10 protein-coding genes are annotated in these 15,578 nt (G+C 69.6%); 1 reads left to right on the top strand and 9 read right to left on the bottom strand.

What is annotated here, in order from left to right; translation table 11 throughout:
- Window positions 1-7: 7 nt before the first annotated feature.
- From ABD932_RS41335 to ABD932_RS41360, 6 genes are all read right to left on the bottom strand, one after another.
- Window positions 8-1,315 carry a hypothetical protein gene (locus tag ABD932_RS41335; RefSeq protein ID WP_345021334.1) on the bottom strand — a complete coding sequence of 436 codons (1,308 nt, stop codon included), beginning with the start codon at window positions 1,313-1,315 and terminating at the stop codon, window positions 8-10.
- A gap of 75 nt (window positions 1,316-1,390) precedes the next feature.
- The gene (locus tag ABD932_RS41340; RefSeq protein ID WP_425587591.1) at window positions 1,391-6,340 is read right to left on the bottom strand and encodes an RICIN domain-containing protein; all 4,950 of its coding nucleotides are present in this window, start codon (window positions 6,338-6,340) and stop codon (window positions 1,391-1,393) included.
- A gap of 346 nt (window positions 6,341-6,686) precedes the next feature.
- Window positions 6,687-8,033 carry a hypothetical protein gene (locus tag ABD932_RS41345; RefSeq protein WP_345021401.1) on the bottom strand — a complete coding sequence of 449 codons (1,347 nt, stop codon included), beginning with the start codon at window positions 8,031-8,033 and terminating at the stop codon, window positions 6,687-6,689.
- Window positions 8,023-8,619: a DUF6114 domain-containing protein gene (locus tag ABD932_RS41350; protein ID WP_345021336.1), complete on the bottom strand. Its 597-nt coding sequence runs from the start codon at window positions 8,617-8,619 to the stop codon at window positions 8,023-8,025. The genes ABD932_RS41345 and ABD932_RS41350 overlap by 11 nt, the downstream gene beginning before the upstream one ends.
- Before the next feature lie 188 nt (window positions 8,620-8,807).
- Window positions 8,808-9,449: a DUF6230 family protein gene (locus ABD932_RS41355; RefSeq protein ID WP_345021338.1), complete on the bottom strand. Its 642-nt coding sequence runs from the start codon at window positions 9,447-9,449 to the stop codon at window positions 8,808-8,810.
- Between the two features lie 658 nt (window positions 9,450-10,107).
- Window positions 10,108-11,085, bottom strand: coding sequence for a tetratricopeptide repeat protein (locus ABD932_RS41360; RefSeq protein ID WP_345021340.1), 978 nt, complete (start codon window positions 11,083-11,085; stop codon window positions 10,108-10,110).
- Between the two features lie 246 nt (window positions 11,086-11,331).
- On the opposite strand from ABD932_RS41360, the gene ABD932_RS41365 reads away from it, so the two are divergent.
- Window positions 11,332-11,955 (top strand): TetR/AcrR family transcriptional regulator, encoded by a 624-nt coding sequence (locus tag ABD932_RS41365; protein ID WP_345021342.1) that lies wholly within the window; start codon window positions 11,332-11,334, stop codon window positions 11,953-11,955.
- A gap of 77 nt (window positions 11,956-12,032) precedes the next feature.
- Here the strand turns inward: ABD932_RS41365 and ABD932_RS41370 are convergent, their stop codons facing one another.
- The 3 genes from ABD932_RS41370 to ABD932_RS41380 form a co-directional block, all read right to left on the bottom strand.
- Window positions 12,033-13,361, bottom strand: coding sequence for a hypothetical protein (locus ABD932_RS41370; protein WP_345021344.1), 1,329 nt, complete (start codon window positions 13,359-13,361; stop codon window positions 12,033-12,035).
- Between the two features lie 69 nt (window positions 13,362-13,430).
- Window positions 13,431-15,131 carry a coenzyme B12-dependent isobutyryl-CoA mutase large subunit gene (gene icmA, locus ABD932_RS41375; protein WP_345021345.1) on the bottom strand — a complete coding sequence of 567 codons (1,701 nt, stop codon included), beginning with the start codon at window positions 15,129-15,131 and terminating at the stop codon, window positions 13,431-13,433.
- A 74-nt stretch (window positions 15,132-15,205) separates the two neighbouring features.
- Window positions 15,206-15,538, bottom strand: a complete 333-nt coding sequence (locus ABD932_RS41380; RefSeq protein WP_345021347.1) for a DUF3817 domain-containing protein — start codon at window positions 15,536-15,538, stop codon at window positions 15,206-15,208.
- Window positions 15,539-15,578: the final 40 nt, after the last annotated feature.

Raw genomic sequence — 15,578 nt, forward strand, 5'->3', positions numbered from 1 at the left:
CCTCGGTTCAGTCGTGTCCGACGAGTTCTTCCACCGCGTCGGTGACCTGGCTCCTGGCGTAGCCAAGCCGTTCGCCCAGCGTCTGGTACCGGGTGTACTGGGCAGCCGTGACAGGGATGTCGTACGCCTCGGCGATGCGCAGGAGGAGCCGGAAACCGAGGTCGGGGTCGACCGAGGTGACGATCCGCTCCAGCGTCGCGGCCGTCACGTCGATCCCCGTCGCGCGGTTCAGCTGCTGGGTGATGTCCTGGACCTCCTGTACGACCGGATTCATCAGGTCGGTGCGGGGCGGCGACACGAAGGGCGCATAGGCGGGGGCAGTGGCTGTCAGCCGCTCCGTGCACACCGCGGCGATCTCCCGGAGCCAGGTCCGTCCATCGGCGTCGAACGCGTCGACGGCGTGCAGACGCCGCGCGGCGGTGCGCCACAGGACCGTGACGGTGTCATCGGTCAGGGCGGAGTCCAGCAGGCGCGTCACGTCCTCCAGCAGTACGGCCGCCTGCGCACCCGGGGGCATACCGCTGTCGGCGTGGGCCAGTCGCTCGACGTGCTCCCTCGGGGTGCCCGTGCCCTCGTACCGCCAGGTGTTCCACTCGCCGTCGAACATCCCGGACAGTCCCGGGAGCCCGAAACCGAACGCGAAGTCCCGTCGGCCGGGGTCGAGCGGCGGCCACCGTACATTCAAGCCCGCGAAGACGGCGGTGAGGGGGTAGGCGAGCCGGTCGCCGAGGGCCAGCAGGCGGTCGTACTGGTCCATGTCCACCGTCACGGCGTACGCCTTGAGCGCGCGCAGGAACAGGCGGAAGCCCAGATCGGCGTCGGCCTCGGCGACGACCTGTCGCAGAGCGGGCACGAGATCCCACTCCGGGAGGGCGGCCGTCAGCGCGGAGGCAGCCCACCCGATCTCGGCCAGTACGGACGCACGCAGTTCGTCCTCCGGAACGACCGGTGCCCGCTCGGCGAGGGTGGCGGTCTCCCCCTCGTCCCGCTGCGGGCTGCGCAGCGGGCACACCTCAGCGATCCGGTGCAGCCAGGTGCGCATGTCCATGGCGTAGTCGGCCGGGTCGAAGCGCTCATGCACGGCGGCCAGCCACACCGTGCGGATCACCTCGCCGGGCAGCGGTGACTCCAGCAGGAGCCGTACGTCTTTGCCGAGTTGTACGTCATCGTCCTCGGACGCCGTCCGTGCGGCCAGGGCCAGCACCGCCGGAGCGTCGAGGGGCGCCCCGGTCCGGGAGCACAGGCTCCCGACCAGGCCGGTGAGCCCGAAGTCGCCCTCGTAGTCGACGTAGTACATCTCTCGGTGCCTGGTCACTTCAGCCTCCTGCGGCATGGGCGAGGGCACGGGCGCCCGGGTGAGGGGTGCCCGTGCCCTCCTTGTGGACGGGTGTTACGGCTTCGGCAGCGGGAACGACGTGTAGACCACGAACTTGGTCGGCTTGTGGCCCTTCACGTACCGCAGCATGATCCGGACCTCGTTGCCGGCCGCTTCACCTGCTCGCACACCGCCCCTCGTGTACACGGTTCCGAGCGACCCCTCGCTCCGCACCTGCCACACGATCGGCAGACAGTCCTTGTCGCAGTTGAAGATGTACCCCGGCTTCGCCTGCTTCTGTCCCTCCTTGGCCTTCCACTTCGTCAGCTTGTCGGCATTGCCGGGCACCCTCTGCCACTCGTCGAGCGCCTTGGCGACGGCACGCTCCGCGGTGGCCTGGTCCTTCCAGATTCCCACGACACCGCCCGAGACGCTCTGCGCCCTGTCCCACGCCCCTGCGCGTGCGGCGGCTGAGACGTGCTTCTCGATCGTGTGCGCCCCGGCTATGCCCTCATCCGCCCCCAGCCTCGTGCAGTTGTGGACCAGGACGTCCGCGGTACGGATGCCCTGCGGGCGGACGAAGAAGGTGTGCAGTCCGTCGACGGTGAGGTCGTACACCTCCCGGGAGGCTAGACCAGGCCGGTCCAGGAGGGCGGTCACCGTGCGGACCGACCCGTCCGGGGTGACCAGCCGGTCACCCGTGCTCAGGTCGGAGACGGTGGTCCAGCCGCGTCCGTCGACGTACATCCGGTGGCCGGTCGTGCTGGTCAGGACACCCCCGCTCACCGTGATGTCCACCAGGTGCCGGGTGTCGTGGCGGAACGTGTCGGTGACCGCCTGCGGGCGTACGTCGTCCGTGCCCGGGTCGGCAGCCAGGACCTGGTCACCAATGCGCACGTCGCGGATCGGCCGACGCGTCCCGTCGGCCATCAGCACCTGGGTGTTGCCCGGGAAACTGTTGGTCCGGCAGGCCGTCGCGATCGCCTGATAGGTGGTGACGGTCTCCTCGATATGCGCCATGGCGCGAGCGTCAAGGTTCAGGGCCCGCAGCGCCTTGAAGGCGTCGGTGACCCCGACACCGGTGTGCAGCGCGGCATTGAGCGCGTGGATCCCGTCGGCGATGGCCTGGAGGGTCTTGCCGCCGACGAACCAGGTCGCCGCCCAGCCGCAGGCGCCCCAGCTGCCGCTCTCACCGCCGGGTGCGATCTTCTTGGCGCACTCGATAAAGTCACCGAGGAGGATCTTCACCGGGTCGATGCCCTCGTTGAACTCGGTCATCGAGATGGTGTGCGTGACCTCCTTCTTCTGCCCCTTGAGGACCTGGGGGCCGAGGAAGACCGTGGCCGAAGCCGGGCACCCGAACTGGGTGGCGGGCATGTCCTCGGCCGTGCAGAGGAAGAGGTCGACGTACGCGTCGAAGGTGATGACCGCGGTGATCACGCAGTCGCCGAAGTGGACGACGACGTTGCAGTTCTCCTTCTTGATCACCTCAGGTTCACCGACGGGCTCGATGCGGTCGACGACGTAGAACACATTGCCGACGCCGGTGCCGACGCCGCTCGCGATCTGGTCGTTGTTGCCCTTGGCCTCCGCGCGTTCCGCGGCCTCCTGGGCTTCCTTGGCGTACTTGTCGGCGTCCTTCGCCGCCTGTTCGGCCTCGGTCGCGGCCACGTCGGCACGGTCGGCCGCGGCGCGGGCGTCCTTGGCGGCCTGCTCGGCCTCCGCGGCTGCGGCTCGGGCGGCTGCGGCGTCCAGGGCGGCCTGGTCGGCGGAGGCTCGCGCATCCGCCGCGTAGCCCTCGGCTCGCCCGGCCGCCGCGTCGGCGGCTGCCGCGTCCTCGGTGGCCTGACGCTGGTAATCGACTGTGCGGGCCAGGGACGCCGACGCGAGCGAGGCGGCCTTGGCGGCGGCGGCCGAGTAACCGAGGGCCTCCTTGGCAAAGCCTCGGGCGTCCGAGGCGTGCCCGGCGGCGTTCGCCGCGTGAACGTAGGCCTGCTTGGCGTCGCCCGTGGCCTTGTCCGCCAGTGACTTGGCGGCGGCGGCCTCTGCCTGCGCGTTCTTGGCGTGCGCGTCGGCGACGGCCTTCTGCTGCTCGGCGATCGTCTTCGACGCCTGGCCGCTCAGCACCACAAGGCCGGCGGCCGAATCGGTGGTGACATACGGCGAGCCGAGCTGGACCGCGTCGTTGGCCGGCTTGGCGACCTGGGCGGCCGCGTTTCCGGCGTCGGCGGCGGCCTGCGCGGTGACATACGCGAAGCCGGCGGCCTTCGCCGAGGCGGCGATCGCCTTGGTGGCTTCCGCTATGGCCGCATTCGCCTGGTTCTTGGCGTCTTTGGCGTGCGCCTCCGCCGCTTCGGCCAGGGCGACGGCCGTCTTCGCCTCGGTGGCGGCGTGCTGTGCGGCCTGGATGGCGTCCGCTGCGGCGCTGGTCGCCGTCTTCACCGCGGCGTCGGCCTTCCGCTTCGCCGCCTGGGCGTCGTCCGCGTGGGCGCGGGCCCGCTTGGCGGCTGCCTCGGCGCGCGTGGCTGCGGCGTCCGCGGCGGCCGCGGCCTGCGTGGCTGCGTCGGCCGCGGAACGGGCCCTGGAAGCCGCCGCTTCGGCATCGCCTGCGTGTTGGTCCGCCTCGTCGGCGGCGGCCCGGGCCTCGGTCGCCGCGTCGCCCGCGTCCAGCGATTCGGCGTAGGCGGCCTTGGCGTCGGCCTTGGCGCGCAGGGCGTCGCTCTTCTGCTCGGCCTCCCAGGCGTCGTCTCGTTTGGCCTTGGCGTTGTCGCGGGCCTTGACTGCGTCGTTCTTACGCGCAACCGCAGTCCGCTCGGCGGCTTCGGCCTTTTCCTTGGCGTTCTGCGCGTTCGCCGCTTCGGTCTGAGCGGTCTGCTTGTGCTGGGCCGCCTCGGCCTGCTTGGCGGCAGCGGTGGCCTTCTCCGCCTTGGCCGTCTTCTCCTCGGCCTCCGCCGCGAGCCGCTTGGCGTGCGCGTCGGCGGCGGCCGCCTTGGCGTCGCCCTCGGCCTTCAGCGCGACCTGGAGCTTGGCCTCGGCTGTCTCCTTGTCCTTCTTGGCGTTGTCCCGGTGGACCTTCGCCGCGTCCGCCGCCGCCTTCGCCTGGAGTTCGGCGGCGTACGCGGCCTCCTTGCGGAACTCCGCCTTCGCCTGCGCGGCCTGGGCCAGGGCCCGCTGGGCGACGGTCGCGCTGTTGCCGGCGGCGGCGCGGGTCGCGGCCTCGGCGGTCTCACCGGCCTTCACCAGCGCTTCGAGCGCGGCAACCGCGCCCCTGGTGACCTGCGCCTTCTGCTGGCCGGCCAGCAGACCACGACCGCGCGGGGCGCCGTTGCCGTCGGCGATCCCGTAGGCGGACTTGACGGCGGCGTCGGACGCGCTGGCGGCCTTCTTGGCGATCTCCAGCTGGGCCTTGATGGCGGCGAGCTGCTTCTTGGCCTGCGCCTGGGCGTCCGCGATGCCCTTCTTCGCTTGGGTGAAGTGAGCCGGGGGCTGAACCTCGCCGTTGTGCCCCTTCGGGACGACCTTGTATTTCTGCGGGTTGGTACCGTTGCACGTCCACAGCCACGAGTCGCGGCCCTTGTCAAAGGTGTTCAGGTCCAGGCACTTGTCCGTGGCCACGTTCCGCAGCTCGCCGGCGGCGCGGACGTCGAAGTTCCACTGCTGTGCCTTGCTGCCGTTGCACGTCCACAGCTGGATCTTCGTGCCGTTGTCCGTCTTGCCTCCGCTGACGTCGAGGCACTTCATCGCGTTGACGTTCCACAGCGCGTAGCCGTCGCTGTAGCCGATGATCTGCCACTGCTGACCGGCGGAGTCGTTGCAGGTGTAGACCTGTACCGGCGTGCCGTTGTCCTTCTTGCCGCCCTGCGCGTCCAGGCACATGCCCTTGGCGGCCGGCACCTCGACGACCGTACTGGCGTCGCCGATCCAGCCGACACCTCCGGGGCTGTAGTAGTCCTGCCAGCGGGTGAGGTGGTCGGCGATCCAGGACTGACCGAGCATGTCGGCCATCGCCTCCGAGCCCTTGGCGAGGGCTGTCGTGGCGTCACGATTGGCGTTCAGGATCTGGTTGCGGGGGCCTGCCTGAGAGGCGATCTCCTGCTGCCACTCCGCCGCGGCGGTGTCCTCGACCTGACGCAGCGTCTTGTTCGGGTCCATGGGATCGCGCCAGGCGCACGAGGCGAACCGGGTCTTGAGGTCCTCGACGGCTATCCGGTGCTCAGGGGTTCCGGCCTGAGGAGCGGTACGGGGCCAGCCACCGGAGGCGAGGAAGAGACGGGCGTCGTCCGCACCCTTGCCATGGAGGCCCTCGGTCAGGTACTCGAACGCTCGGCTCTCGTAGTACTGCCGATTCCGCTCCTCACCAGGCAGGGATGGGTCATAGGGCTTTTCACCGTAGAGCGGAGCGCCCAGGTCAGTGACGGCCTTGAGCGTCTTCTCGTCAGCCTCGGGCGTCGGCTCGTAGAAGTTGAACTCCTTGTTCCAGTCGGGAAGACCGCCGGCCCATTTGCCGAGGCCCGTCTGGTCGTAGAAGTCCTCGCCCTCGCGGACGCCGGGCACCCAGTGGAACGAGGCATCGGTGAACCCGTGCGGATTTGTCAGGCCATCCAGGGGTTTCTCCCACGCGTCCCGGCGTGCGTGCAGCCTCTCCCAGATGGCCTTCCAGTCGGTCTTGTCCTTTTCGTGGGCCTGGCGCAGGGGGCCGTCGAACGCGCCGTCCAGCGTGGCCAGTTCGCGCAGCTTTTCCGGCGTCTGATTCAGGGCGTTCTGAGCGAAGGTGTACATGCCGGAGGCGCCCAAGCGCAGCGCGTCGTGCATCAGACACTGGTCGAACCGCAGTTGTTCGTCGGGCGTGGTCTCGTACCAGTCGTCCGGCTTGTCACTGGAGCGGGCGGTGGCCACTGCGGTGGGGCTCATCGCGAGGCCGGGCGGCCCGGCGAGCGGGGCCAGGATCGCGACCGCACCGAGGAGCAGAACAAGCCGAGTGGCTCTGGGGGTCGGTCTTGAGAACCCCCGGGGTCTGGAACGCAAGGGAGCATCCCTTCCTGCATGCAGAGGAAGACCAGGGGCGACGGTCGCCGTGAGGCTCGAAAGTAAACAAAGAAGGGCCCACTTGGGCATGGCGAACGCGCCCCTCCCCGTTTGGCGACGCAGTTCCCCCGGTCGCAAATGGTCATGCGCAAACGCAGATGGGTCAGATCCGTACATGCGCAGCGCAACCATAGTCAAGATTGGTCGCTTCAGGGAAGAAATTGCGGAGGATCTGTGAACGCGCAAGCTATGGATGAGCCGCGCAACCGGCTGTGGCCCGGCCCTCCTGTGCGGAGGGCCGGGCCACAGCCGGTTGCGCGGCTCCCGAACGGGCTCTGTGGGGTACTCAGTCGGTGACGTACTGCTGCAGCCCCGGAACGGTCAGCGTCCCGCCGAACTGACCGGCCTGCGTGACCTTCACCTTGGTGAAGTAGATGTACGGGATGTTCAGCGGCGGCGGGTGCTCCGGGTCGAACGTGACCGGGATCAGGCCCAGCAGGTTCCCGGAGATGCTCTCGGTGTACATCACCGTCTTGCCGTCGGTGATCGTGGACTTGGAGCCCTTGGCCGCCTGCACGTGGTGCGTCTTGCCGGACAGCTTGTCCTTGACGAGCTGGTGCAGGTCGCCGATGTCGGTGCCGTCGGAGATGACGTACTTCAGCACCTTCTTGGTCTTGCCGCTGGCGGTCTTCACCTCGACGATGCCCTGGTAGTCCGCGCCCTTCAGCGTCAGCGAACTGGCCTCCAGGTACCACGGGTCGTCGGGCACCAGGATCTTGTTGTCGACCCCGCCCTCGTCCTCCGTGGCGGCCTCGCAGTCCTCGGGGAGTTCCGTGGAGCTCGCGGACGGGCTCGGGGAGGCGGTGGCCTCGCCGGCCGCTTCCTCGGCCGCCTCGGTGGCGTCCTCGGCCGCCTTGGACGCCGTGTCGGTCGTGTCCTTCACGGTGTCCTCCACCGTGTCGGTGACCTTCTCGGTGGTCTCCTTGACGGGGTCGGACGTGTCCTTGTCGCTGTCCTCGGACGCCGACTCGTCGGTCGCACCCTCACCCGCGCTCGCCGAAGCGGACGGCGTCGGACTCGGGCTCGCCGACTCCTGGTTGCCGCCGGTGAAGATGCCGGAGATCGCGTCGCCGATGTCCTCCAGCAGGTTGCCGCCGCTCTCGGACGGCGACGGGGACGCCGTGGCCGTGTCGCCGGACTGAGCCTCGCTCGACTTGCTCGGGGAGGGTGTCGGCGTGGGCTCGGCCGCGTCGTCGGAACCTGAATCCGACGAGGAGGAGTCGCCCGAAGAGCCGGAAGAGTCCGAGGAGTTCTCGGAGGGCGACGCCGAAGGAGTCGGCTTCGCCTCGTTCTCGTCGGCGGAGTCCGCGGAGTCGGTCGACTCGTCGGCGTCCGGCGTCGGCGAGGCGGACGCACCGTCCGCGTCCTCCGCCAGGGCCGCCACGCACTCCTTGTACTCGTCGGCCGTCAAGCTGTTCGAAGTCGTCGGCGCCCCGTCGTCGGCCAGCGCCAGCGTAGGCGTGAAGCCCATGCCCATCAGAACCGCCGTCGGCATCGCGGCCATGGCTATCGCCTTGCCGGCCGGCATCTGCAGCCGGGTGAACAGCGGCTTCTTGGGCGCCGCGTGGCGCGGTCCCGTTCTCTCCCGTGCCGGGGCCGCAAAGGTCTTGTCGCGGGCCTCGTCAGCCGACACGGTCACCCCCGACACGGTCCTCTGCCCGCAAGCCCTGCGGTCCGCCGTCGTGGGCGGGGCCGCCGTCCGAAGTCCCGTACGACGGGAACGGCTGCCCGGGCTCGAAGGTGCCCTCGGCGCCGGGCTGCGCGGTGTCCTCGTCGGCGGGCCCGCCCCCGACGTCCTGGGGCTTGCTCTCCTCGGGCCGGTCCTTGCCCGGCATCCACGAGACGGCGAGCGCGCCGCCGATCATCGCGAACAGGAAGCCGATGATGAAGCCACCGATGTTGGAGACCACCAGGGACACCAGGGCGAGGATGATCGCCGCGACGCCGGCGAACACCCGCGTCGCCTGCTGGAACCACATGGTCAGCCCCAGCGTGACCAGGAGGACGCCGATGATGAGGGAGCCGGCACCCGCGGTGGTCGCCATGGTGAGCGACATGGTGCCCAGCTTGAGGGTGGCGTACGGGAAATAGGCGATCGGCACCCCGCCGAGCAGGGTGAACACGCCCGCCCAGAACGGCCGGCTGCCCCGCCAGTCACGGAATCGCAGACGCAACCGGGTGAACGTCCCGGCGCTCTGGACCGGAGTCTCGGCACTCATGGAAAACAGCTCCCTGGGTCCGGTGGAAGTACGTACCGGCTCGGCCGAAGGCGTTAAGAAGCCGGAAGTCTGAGTCTGTTGGAATGCCCGACGCCCCGAAGGGCCGGGCCGACGGGGCGGAGAAGCGACTGCCCCTCCGCCCCCTGGGGCAGCTCAGCTACCCCAGAACGCCCCGGTGACGGAAGCCGTCAGTAGCACTCCATCTTGGGGTCCGCGCCGAGCTTCATCGACAGGCCACTGAGCTTGAACGTACCGGCCGTGGTCGCCCACGCCGTCTGCTTCACGCCGTAGAGGTCGGCCGACTCAGCCTGCTGGGCGAAGCCGCCCGGCAGCACGTTCTCGCGGTCCCTGATGGCGGGGCCACGCGTCTTGTCCTTGACCGCAACACCGATGTCGATGTTCGTGAACTTCGCATCGGCGTCGAGCTGGGCTACGTCGATGTAAAGCTTCTCGGCCGAGACGGGCGTGCCCTTGCCGCCCGCCTCAAGACGGAGGTAGAAGGTCTTCCCTATGAGGGGAATCTCCGTCTTGACCGACTGGCACATCTTGGTGATGGTCGCGTCGTCGAACGACGAGATCGCGACCGGAACCTGAGTCTTTTCCTTGCCATCGGTCTTGGTGTAGACGGTGTCGATGCCACCGTACTGGGCGAAGCCCGTACCGTGCAGGTGTTCGGCACTCACCTTGAACTGCTGACCGGAGACACTGAACGACGCGGCCAGCGCACCCTGCGCAAGCCCGACACCCACCGCCGCGGCCGCGGCGACGCTGGGCACCATGACCACAGCGAACCGCTTCCATCTCGTCCCGCCACGCACCTGGGACTCCATATTTCCTCCTTCTCGGACGTACATCGCCTGACCCGACCCACCCCCAAAAGGGGCTCAACCGGGCAGGGATGGGAGAAGTGCTACGTCCTCGGGAAGGAGAGCGCCCGTACTCGGAAGGCGCGAAACGCGCCCGAATCACCGGCGATCACCCCCGAGCGACAACCACTGGTCGCGCCTGACACGCATCACGCACAACCTTGCTGGACAGGCTTCGCCGGGTGAGCGAAGACCCCCCTGCCCAAGAGCCGGCGCCACTGCCGCCGACTCTGCTCGGTGGGGACCCAGGAACTCCCGTGACCCGACCGGCTGTCGGGGTGCGGAAATGGACCGAGCGTGGCCGATCGTGGTGCATTCTCGCCGCCCGCACAAGGGGCTTCGTTACTCAGGAGTAACGGCCGGATAACCGAACAACGACCCGTTGGTCTCGGACAGCGACTCAGGGTGGCGTCAAGCGACCGGACAAATCCAGGAATCAACGGACAGAAACTGACAGAAAGCAGCCCTGGACTTACCTGCAGTAACCACGGCCGCGATTACCAAGATTTGGTAAAGCGCGGCCGCAGTGATGCTCTGTCAGCAAATCTTTCACTCGGGCAACACGGGCCCGTGCGTTTAGTGACTGGTCAGAACGGGGCCGACGCCCCGCTCGTGACCCCGGTCAGAACAGGGCGCGCGCCAGCGCCCTGCGCGCCGCCGCCACCCGCGGATCCTCGCCGCCCACGACCTCGAACAGCTCCAGCAGCCGAAGTCGTACGGTGTCCCGGTCGTCACCCACCGTGCGCTGCACGGTCTCGATGAGCCGCCCGAAGGCGTCCTCGACATGACCGCCCACCAGATCCAGGTCGGCGGCGGCGATCTGCGCCGTGACGTCGGCGGGCTTGTCGGCGGCCTCCTTGCGCACCTGCTGCGGGTCCGCACCCTGCACCCGCCGGAGCAACTCGGCCTGGGCGAGCCCGAGTTTGGCCTCCGAGTTCGTCGGATCCTCGCTCAGTACGTTCTTGTACGCCTGCACGGCGCCGCCCAAATCGCCCGCGTCCAGGGCCTGTACGGCGGCCTCGAGCAGCGCGTCGTACGGACCCGCCGGCGCGGTGGGAGCGGCTGCCTGCGCGCCGCCCGGCTCGGCGTCCGGGTCGACCGTCAGGCCGGTCAGGCCGAACCGCTGCTCGGCTACGGCGACGAGCTGGTCGAGCGTCTCGCGGATCTGCGCCTCGCCGGCCGCCCCCTGGAAGAGCGGCAGCGCCTGCCCGGCGACGACGGCGAACACGGCGGGAATCCCCTGTACGCCGAACTGCTGCATCAGCATCTGGTTGGCGTCGACGTCGATCTTGGCGAGAAGGAAGCGGCCGTGGTACTCGACGGCGAGCCGCTCCAGCACCGGGCTCAGCTGTTTGCAGGGCTGACACCACTCGGCCCAGAAGTCGATGACGACGGGCACCTCGGCGGACCGCTGAAGGACGTCCCGCTCGAACCCGGCCTCATCCACATCGATGACGAGGTCCGCGGGCGACACGGCCCCTCCCCCGCCCTGCCGGGCGGCGTCGGCACGCGCCTGCTCCGCCTTCGCCTTGGCCTCCTGGGCCGCCTTCACCGCGGCGAGGTCGACGACTCCGCTCATGGACATGTTCCGTGGCTGCATGCGTCTATCCTCCCCCGTTCCCCGCGCACACGTGAAAAGCACTGTGAAAGCCGGTCGGGCTCCACCGTTCGACGCCGGGTCCCCACCCCACGCCGTGCGTGATGTCTCGCGCCCGCGTACGTCCGTCGCGAGCTTTCGCTACGAGTCGTAGCGTAATGGCACCGAGTGCCTACGGAACACCATGCCCCGGTGATCTCCCTCACGACATCACAGAATCCGCCGATATCGCGGGGCTATGGTCGTGGGATGCAGAGCCGCACCTCCGGCACCCGCGCCGGCCGCCCGCGCAGCGCCGCCGCTGCCACGGCGATCCTGGCCGCGACGCGGGAGGCGCTGGTCGAGGTGGGCTGGTCCGGGCTCACCCTGGGAGACGTGGCAACGCGCGCCGGGGTTGCGAAGACGACCCTCTATCGCCGCTGGTCCGGCAAGAACGAGCTGGTGGTCGACGCGGTCGCCGAGCTCTTCGACGAACTGGAACTCCCCGACCGCGGCTCCCTGGCCGCCGACATCGAGGGCGTGGTCCTTCAGTTCGCGGCGATTCTGGCCCGCCCGGAGGCGAGGAGCGGGCTGATGGCGGTGGTGGCTGAGTCGACGCGCGACGACGCTTTGCGGGAGCGCATCCGCGAGTCGATCGTGAACCGCCAGAAGCACCTGGTCCTGGAGGGCCGGAGCAGGGCACAGGCCCGCGGCGAGCTGCCGGAGGAGCCGGACCCGTCGGAGTCGGCCCGCACGGTGGACCTGATCTTCGACATGATCGCGGGCGCGGTGGTCCACCGGGCGTTGGTGAGCGCCGAGCCCGTCGACACGGAGTGGGCGCGGAGTTTCGCCGGGCTCCTGTTGCATGGCCTGACGGCGTCCACGACGGCCTGACGCCCGCCGGCAAAGGGGCGTTCCGATGTGCACCTGTAAGGCCCGCACCCGGGTGAGTGCGGGCCCCATGGCCGCGGCTAGGGCTCCTCGGCCGTCGCCCACTGAACAAGGTGCTCGATCTCGTCGACGTGGTACTCCCCGTACCCGAACCGTTCACCGATGGCCCGGTGTCGCTCGTACCGCTGCCGCGTCACCGGCACGGACAGCACCCGCAGGAGCCGGAGGAACAGCCGGAATCCGAGATCGGGATCGACCTGGCGGACCACCTGTTCCAGCGCGGCCATGGCCTGCGGGGCCGGGACCGGCTGCCAGTGAGGGCTGACGGCCTTGTCCGCCACGGCGGGCGCGGTCTCCCGGAGCTCCCGCGACACCGGGTCCGCCAACTCCGCGCGAGCGGGCGGAACTTCGGGGGTGTAGGTCGGGGCGGTCTTCCTCAGCCGCTCCTCGCACACGTCTGCGACCAGGCGTAGCCACGCGCGGCCGTCGGTGCGCAGGGCCGCGTCCGAGACGGCGACCCACAGGGTGGTGAGAGTGTCGTCGGACAACGGGGAGCGCAGGAGACGAAGCGCGTCCTGCAGGAGGAGGGCCGCCGCCGTGCCGGGGGACTGGCCGGGCTCGTCGGCGTACGCCACCAGCTCGATCTCCCGGCGGGCGGTGCTCGGCTGCCAGTCCTGGTGGGCGTTCCCGGCGAGCTTCGAGAGTCCGAAGTCCCAGTCGGTGGCACGGTGTTCCGTGTCGATGGGCGGCCAGTCGACGTCGAGGCCGTCGCGGACGAGCGCGACCGGGTACCCGAGCCGCTCGCCGAGCTGGAGAAACCTGTCGTACCGCTCCTTCGGGACCTGGACGGCGTACGCCTTCAGGGCGCGGAGGAAGAGCCGGAGGCCGAGGTCGGCGTCGGTGTGTCCGGCCACCCGCTCCAGGGCCGGGGCGAGGTCCGGGAGCCCGGCCGCGGCGGTGAGCGCCGGGGCCAGGGCCCGGATCTCCGCCACGACCGTCCCACACAGCTCCTCGTCCCGCACCGGTCGGACCGGCGGCGGGACGTAGGAGCGCTTGTTCTGCCGGAGGCGAGCCGTGGCAAGGTCCGAGACCGCCCGCAGCCAGCCGCGCGTGTCCGTGCCGTGGTCGGCCGGATCGAACATCCGGCCGACCGCGGCCAGCCACACCGTGTGGAGGACCTCCTCCGACAACGGACCGTCCAGCAGCCGACGGGCGTCCTCCCCCAGTTCCACGGCCTCCTCGCCGTCGGACCCGTCCGCCGGCCCGGCCGCGGCCGCGAGCGCGGCCGGGAGGTCGACGGCGGGACCGGCGCCGATCCGGTCCGGGGAGCACAGCCGCTCCGCCAGACCGGTCAGGCCGAAGTCCTCGGAGTAGCCCAGTGCGACATACGTCGTACGGTTCTGTGGCATGGATCATGTCCTACGTTCAACGAACTCTCCCCCCGCGAAGGCTCCCCGCCCCGCCTCACCTCGAGCTCCTCAGAACCCCGCCGGCTCCGTGTACACCCCCCACTCGTCCCGCAGCACCCCGCAGATCTCCCCCAGCGTCGCCTCCGCCCGCACCGCGTCCAGCATCGGCTCGATCATGTTGGAGCCCTCCCGCGCGGCCACGAGCATCGCGTCGAGCGCCGCCCGCACGGCACCGTCGTCCCGCGCACCCCTCCGGGCACCCAGCACCCGCACCTGCTCGCGCTCCACCTCGTGACTCACCCGCAGGATCTCCAGGTCACCGGTGACGGAGCCGGTGTGGGCGTTGACGCCCACGACCCTCTTGTCGCCCTTCTCCAGCGACCGCTGGTACCGGAACGCCGACTCCGCGATCTCCCCGGTGAACCAGCCGTCCTCGATCCCGCGCAGGATGCCGGAGGTGATCGGCCCGATGGGGTGCTGCCCGTCGGGGTGCGCCCTGAGGCCCCGCTCCTTTATCTGCTCGAAGATCTTCTCGGCGTCGGCCTCGATCCGGTCGGTCAGCTGCTCGACGTACCACGAACCGCCCAGCGGATCGGCCACGTTGGCGACGCCGGTCTCCTCCATGAGGACCTGCTGCGTGCGCAGGGCGATCTCGGCGGCCTGCTCGGAGGGCAGCGCGAGGGTCTCGTCCAGGGCGTTGGTGTGCAGCGAGTTCGTGCCGCCGAGCACGGCCGCGAGTGCCTCCACCGCCGTACGGACGACGTTGTTGTACGGCTGCTGCGCGGTCAGCGAGACACCGGCGGTCTGCGTGTGGAAGCGCAGCCACTGGGCCTTGTCGGTCTGCGCGCCGTACACGTCCCGCATCCAGCGCGCCCAGATGCGGCGGGCGGCGCGGAACTTGGCGATCTCCTCGAAGAAATCGACGTGCGCGTCGAAGAAGAAGGACAGGCCGGGGGCGAAGACGTCGACGTCCAGGCCGCGCGAGAGGCCCAGCTCGACGTACCCGAACCCGTCCGCCAGCGTGTACGCCAGCTCCTGCGCGGCCGTCGAGCCGGCCTCGCGGATGTGGTAGCCGGAGACGGACAGCGGCTTGTAGGCGGGGATGCCGGCCGCGCAGTACTCCATGAGGTCGCCGATGAGGCGAAGGTGCGGCTCGGGCTGGAAGAGCCACTCCTTCTGGGCGATGTACTCCTTGAAGATGTCGGTCTGCAGCGTGCCGTTGAGCACGGACGGATCGACGCCCTGGCGCTCCGCCGCGACCAGGTACATACAGAAGACCGGCACGGCCGGACCGCTGATCGTCATGGACGTCGTCACGTCGCCCAGCGGGATGTCCTTGAACAGGACCTCCATGTCGGCGGCCGAGTCGATGGCGACACCGCAGTGCCCGACCTCGCCGAGCGAGCGCGGGTCGTCGGAGTCGCGCCCCATGAGCGTCGGCATGTCGAAGGCGACCGAGAGACCGCCTCCGCCGTTGCCGAGGATCATCTTGTAGCGCTCGTTGGTCTGCTCGGCGTTCCCGAACCCGGCGAACTGCCGGATGGTCCACGTCCGCCCTCGGTAGCCGGTCGGATACAGCCCGCGCGTGTAGGGGTACTCCCCCGGCCAGCCGATCCGCTCGAAGCCCTCGTACCTGTCCCCGGGTCGGGGTCCGTACACCGGCTCCACGGGATCGCCGGAGAGCGTGGTGAAGTCCGCGGTGCGCTTGCGTGCGGTGTCGTACCGGGCCTGCCAGCGACGGCGGCCCTCCTCGATGGCGTCAGCGTCCATACCTTCGAATTTACTAGGACGTCCTAGTAAATGTCGATGGGAGAACCGCCGCACACATCGGTACGGCGGTTGCGTCAGGCCTTGGCGACAGCCGGTTCCGGCCCGCTGACCAGGGGTTCGACCGTGCGGGTGACCTTGCGCTCGACGAAGAAGGCGGCGAAGGGGATCGTCCCGGAGAGCAGCACCCACAGCAGCTTGCCGAACGACCACTTGGCCTTGGAGCCGAGGTCGAAGGCGAAGACCAGGTAGATGATGTAGAGGAAGCCGTGGACCTGGGAGACGGCGAAGGTGACGTCCTCGCCCTTGTCGAAGCCGTACTTGAACACCATGCAGGTGCACAGCACGAGCAGCATGACGGCGGTGACGTAGGCCATCACCCGGTAGCGGGTCAGGACGCTCTTCTTCATGCGTAAGAGCGTAACCACCGGTTCCGGGAGATCTTGCCCC

The sequence above is a fragment of the Streptomyces shaanxiensis genome (assembly GCF_039537145.1).
GTDB lineage: Bacteria > Actinomycetota > Actinomycetes > Streptomycetales > Streptomycetaceae > Streptomyces > Streptomyces shaanxiensis.

Coding starts and splice junctions, on each gene's coding strand:
- ABD932_RS41365 (WP_345021342.1), top strand. CDS start 11,332: ATGCAGAGCCGCACCTCCGGCACCCGCGCCGGCCGCCCGCGCAGCGCC.
- ABD932_RS41360 (WP_345021340.1), bottom strand. CDS start 11,085: ATGCAGCCACGGAACATGTCCATGAGCGGAGTCGTCGACCTCGCCGCG.
- ABD932_RS41355 (WP_345021338.1), bottom strand. CDS start 9,449: ATGGAGTCCCAGGTGCGTGGCGGGACGAGATGGAAGCGGTTCGCTGTG.
- ABD932_RS41350 (WP_345021336.1), bottom strand. CDS start 8,619: ATGAGTGCCGAGACTCCGGTCCAGAGCGCCGGGACGTTCACCCGGTTG.
- icmA (WP_345021345.1), bottom strand. CDS start 15,131: ATGGACGCTGACGCCATCGAGGAGGGCCGCCGTCGCTGGCAGGCCCGG.
- ABD932_RS41380 (WP_345021347.1), bottom strand. CDS start 15,538: ATGAAGAAGAGCGTCCTGACCCGCTACCGGGTGATGGCCTACGTCACC.
- ABD932_RS41370 (WP_345021344.1), bottom strand. CDS start 13,361: ATGCCACAGAACCGTACGACGTATGTCGCACTGGGCTACTCCGAGGAC.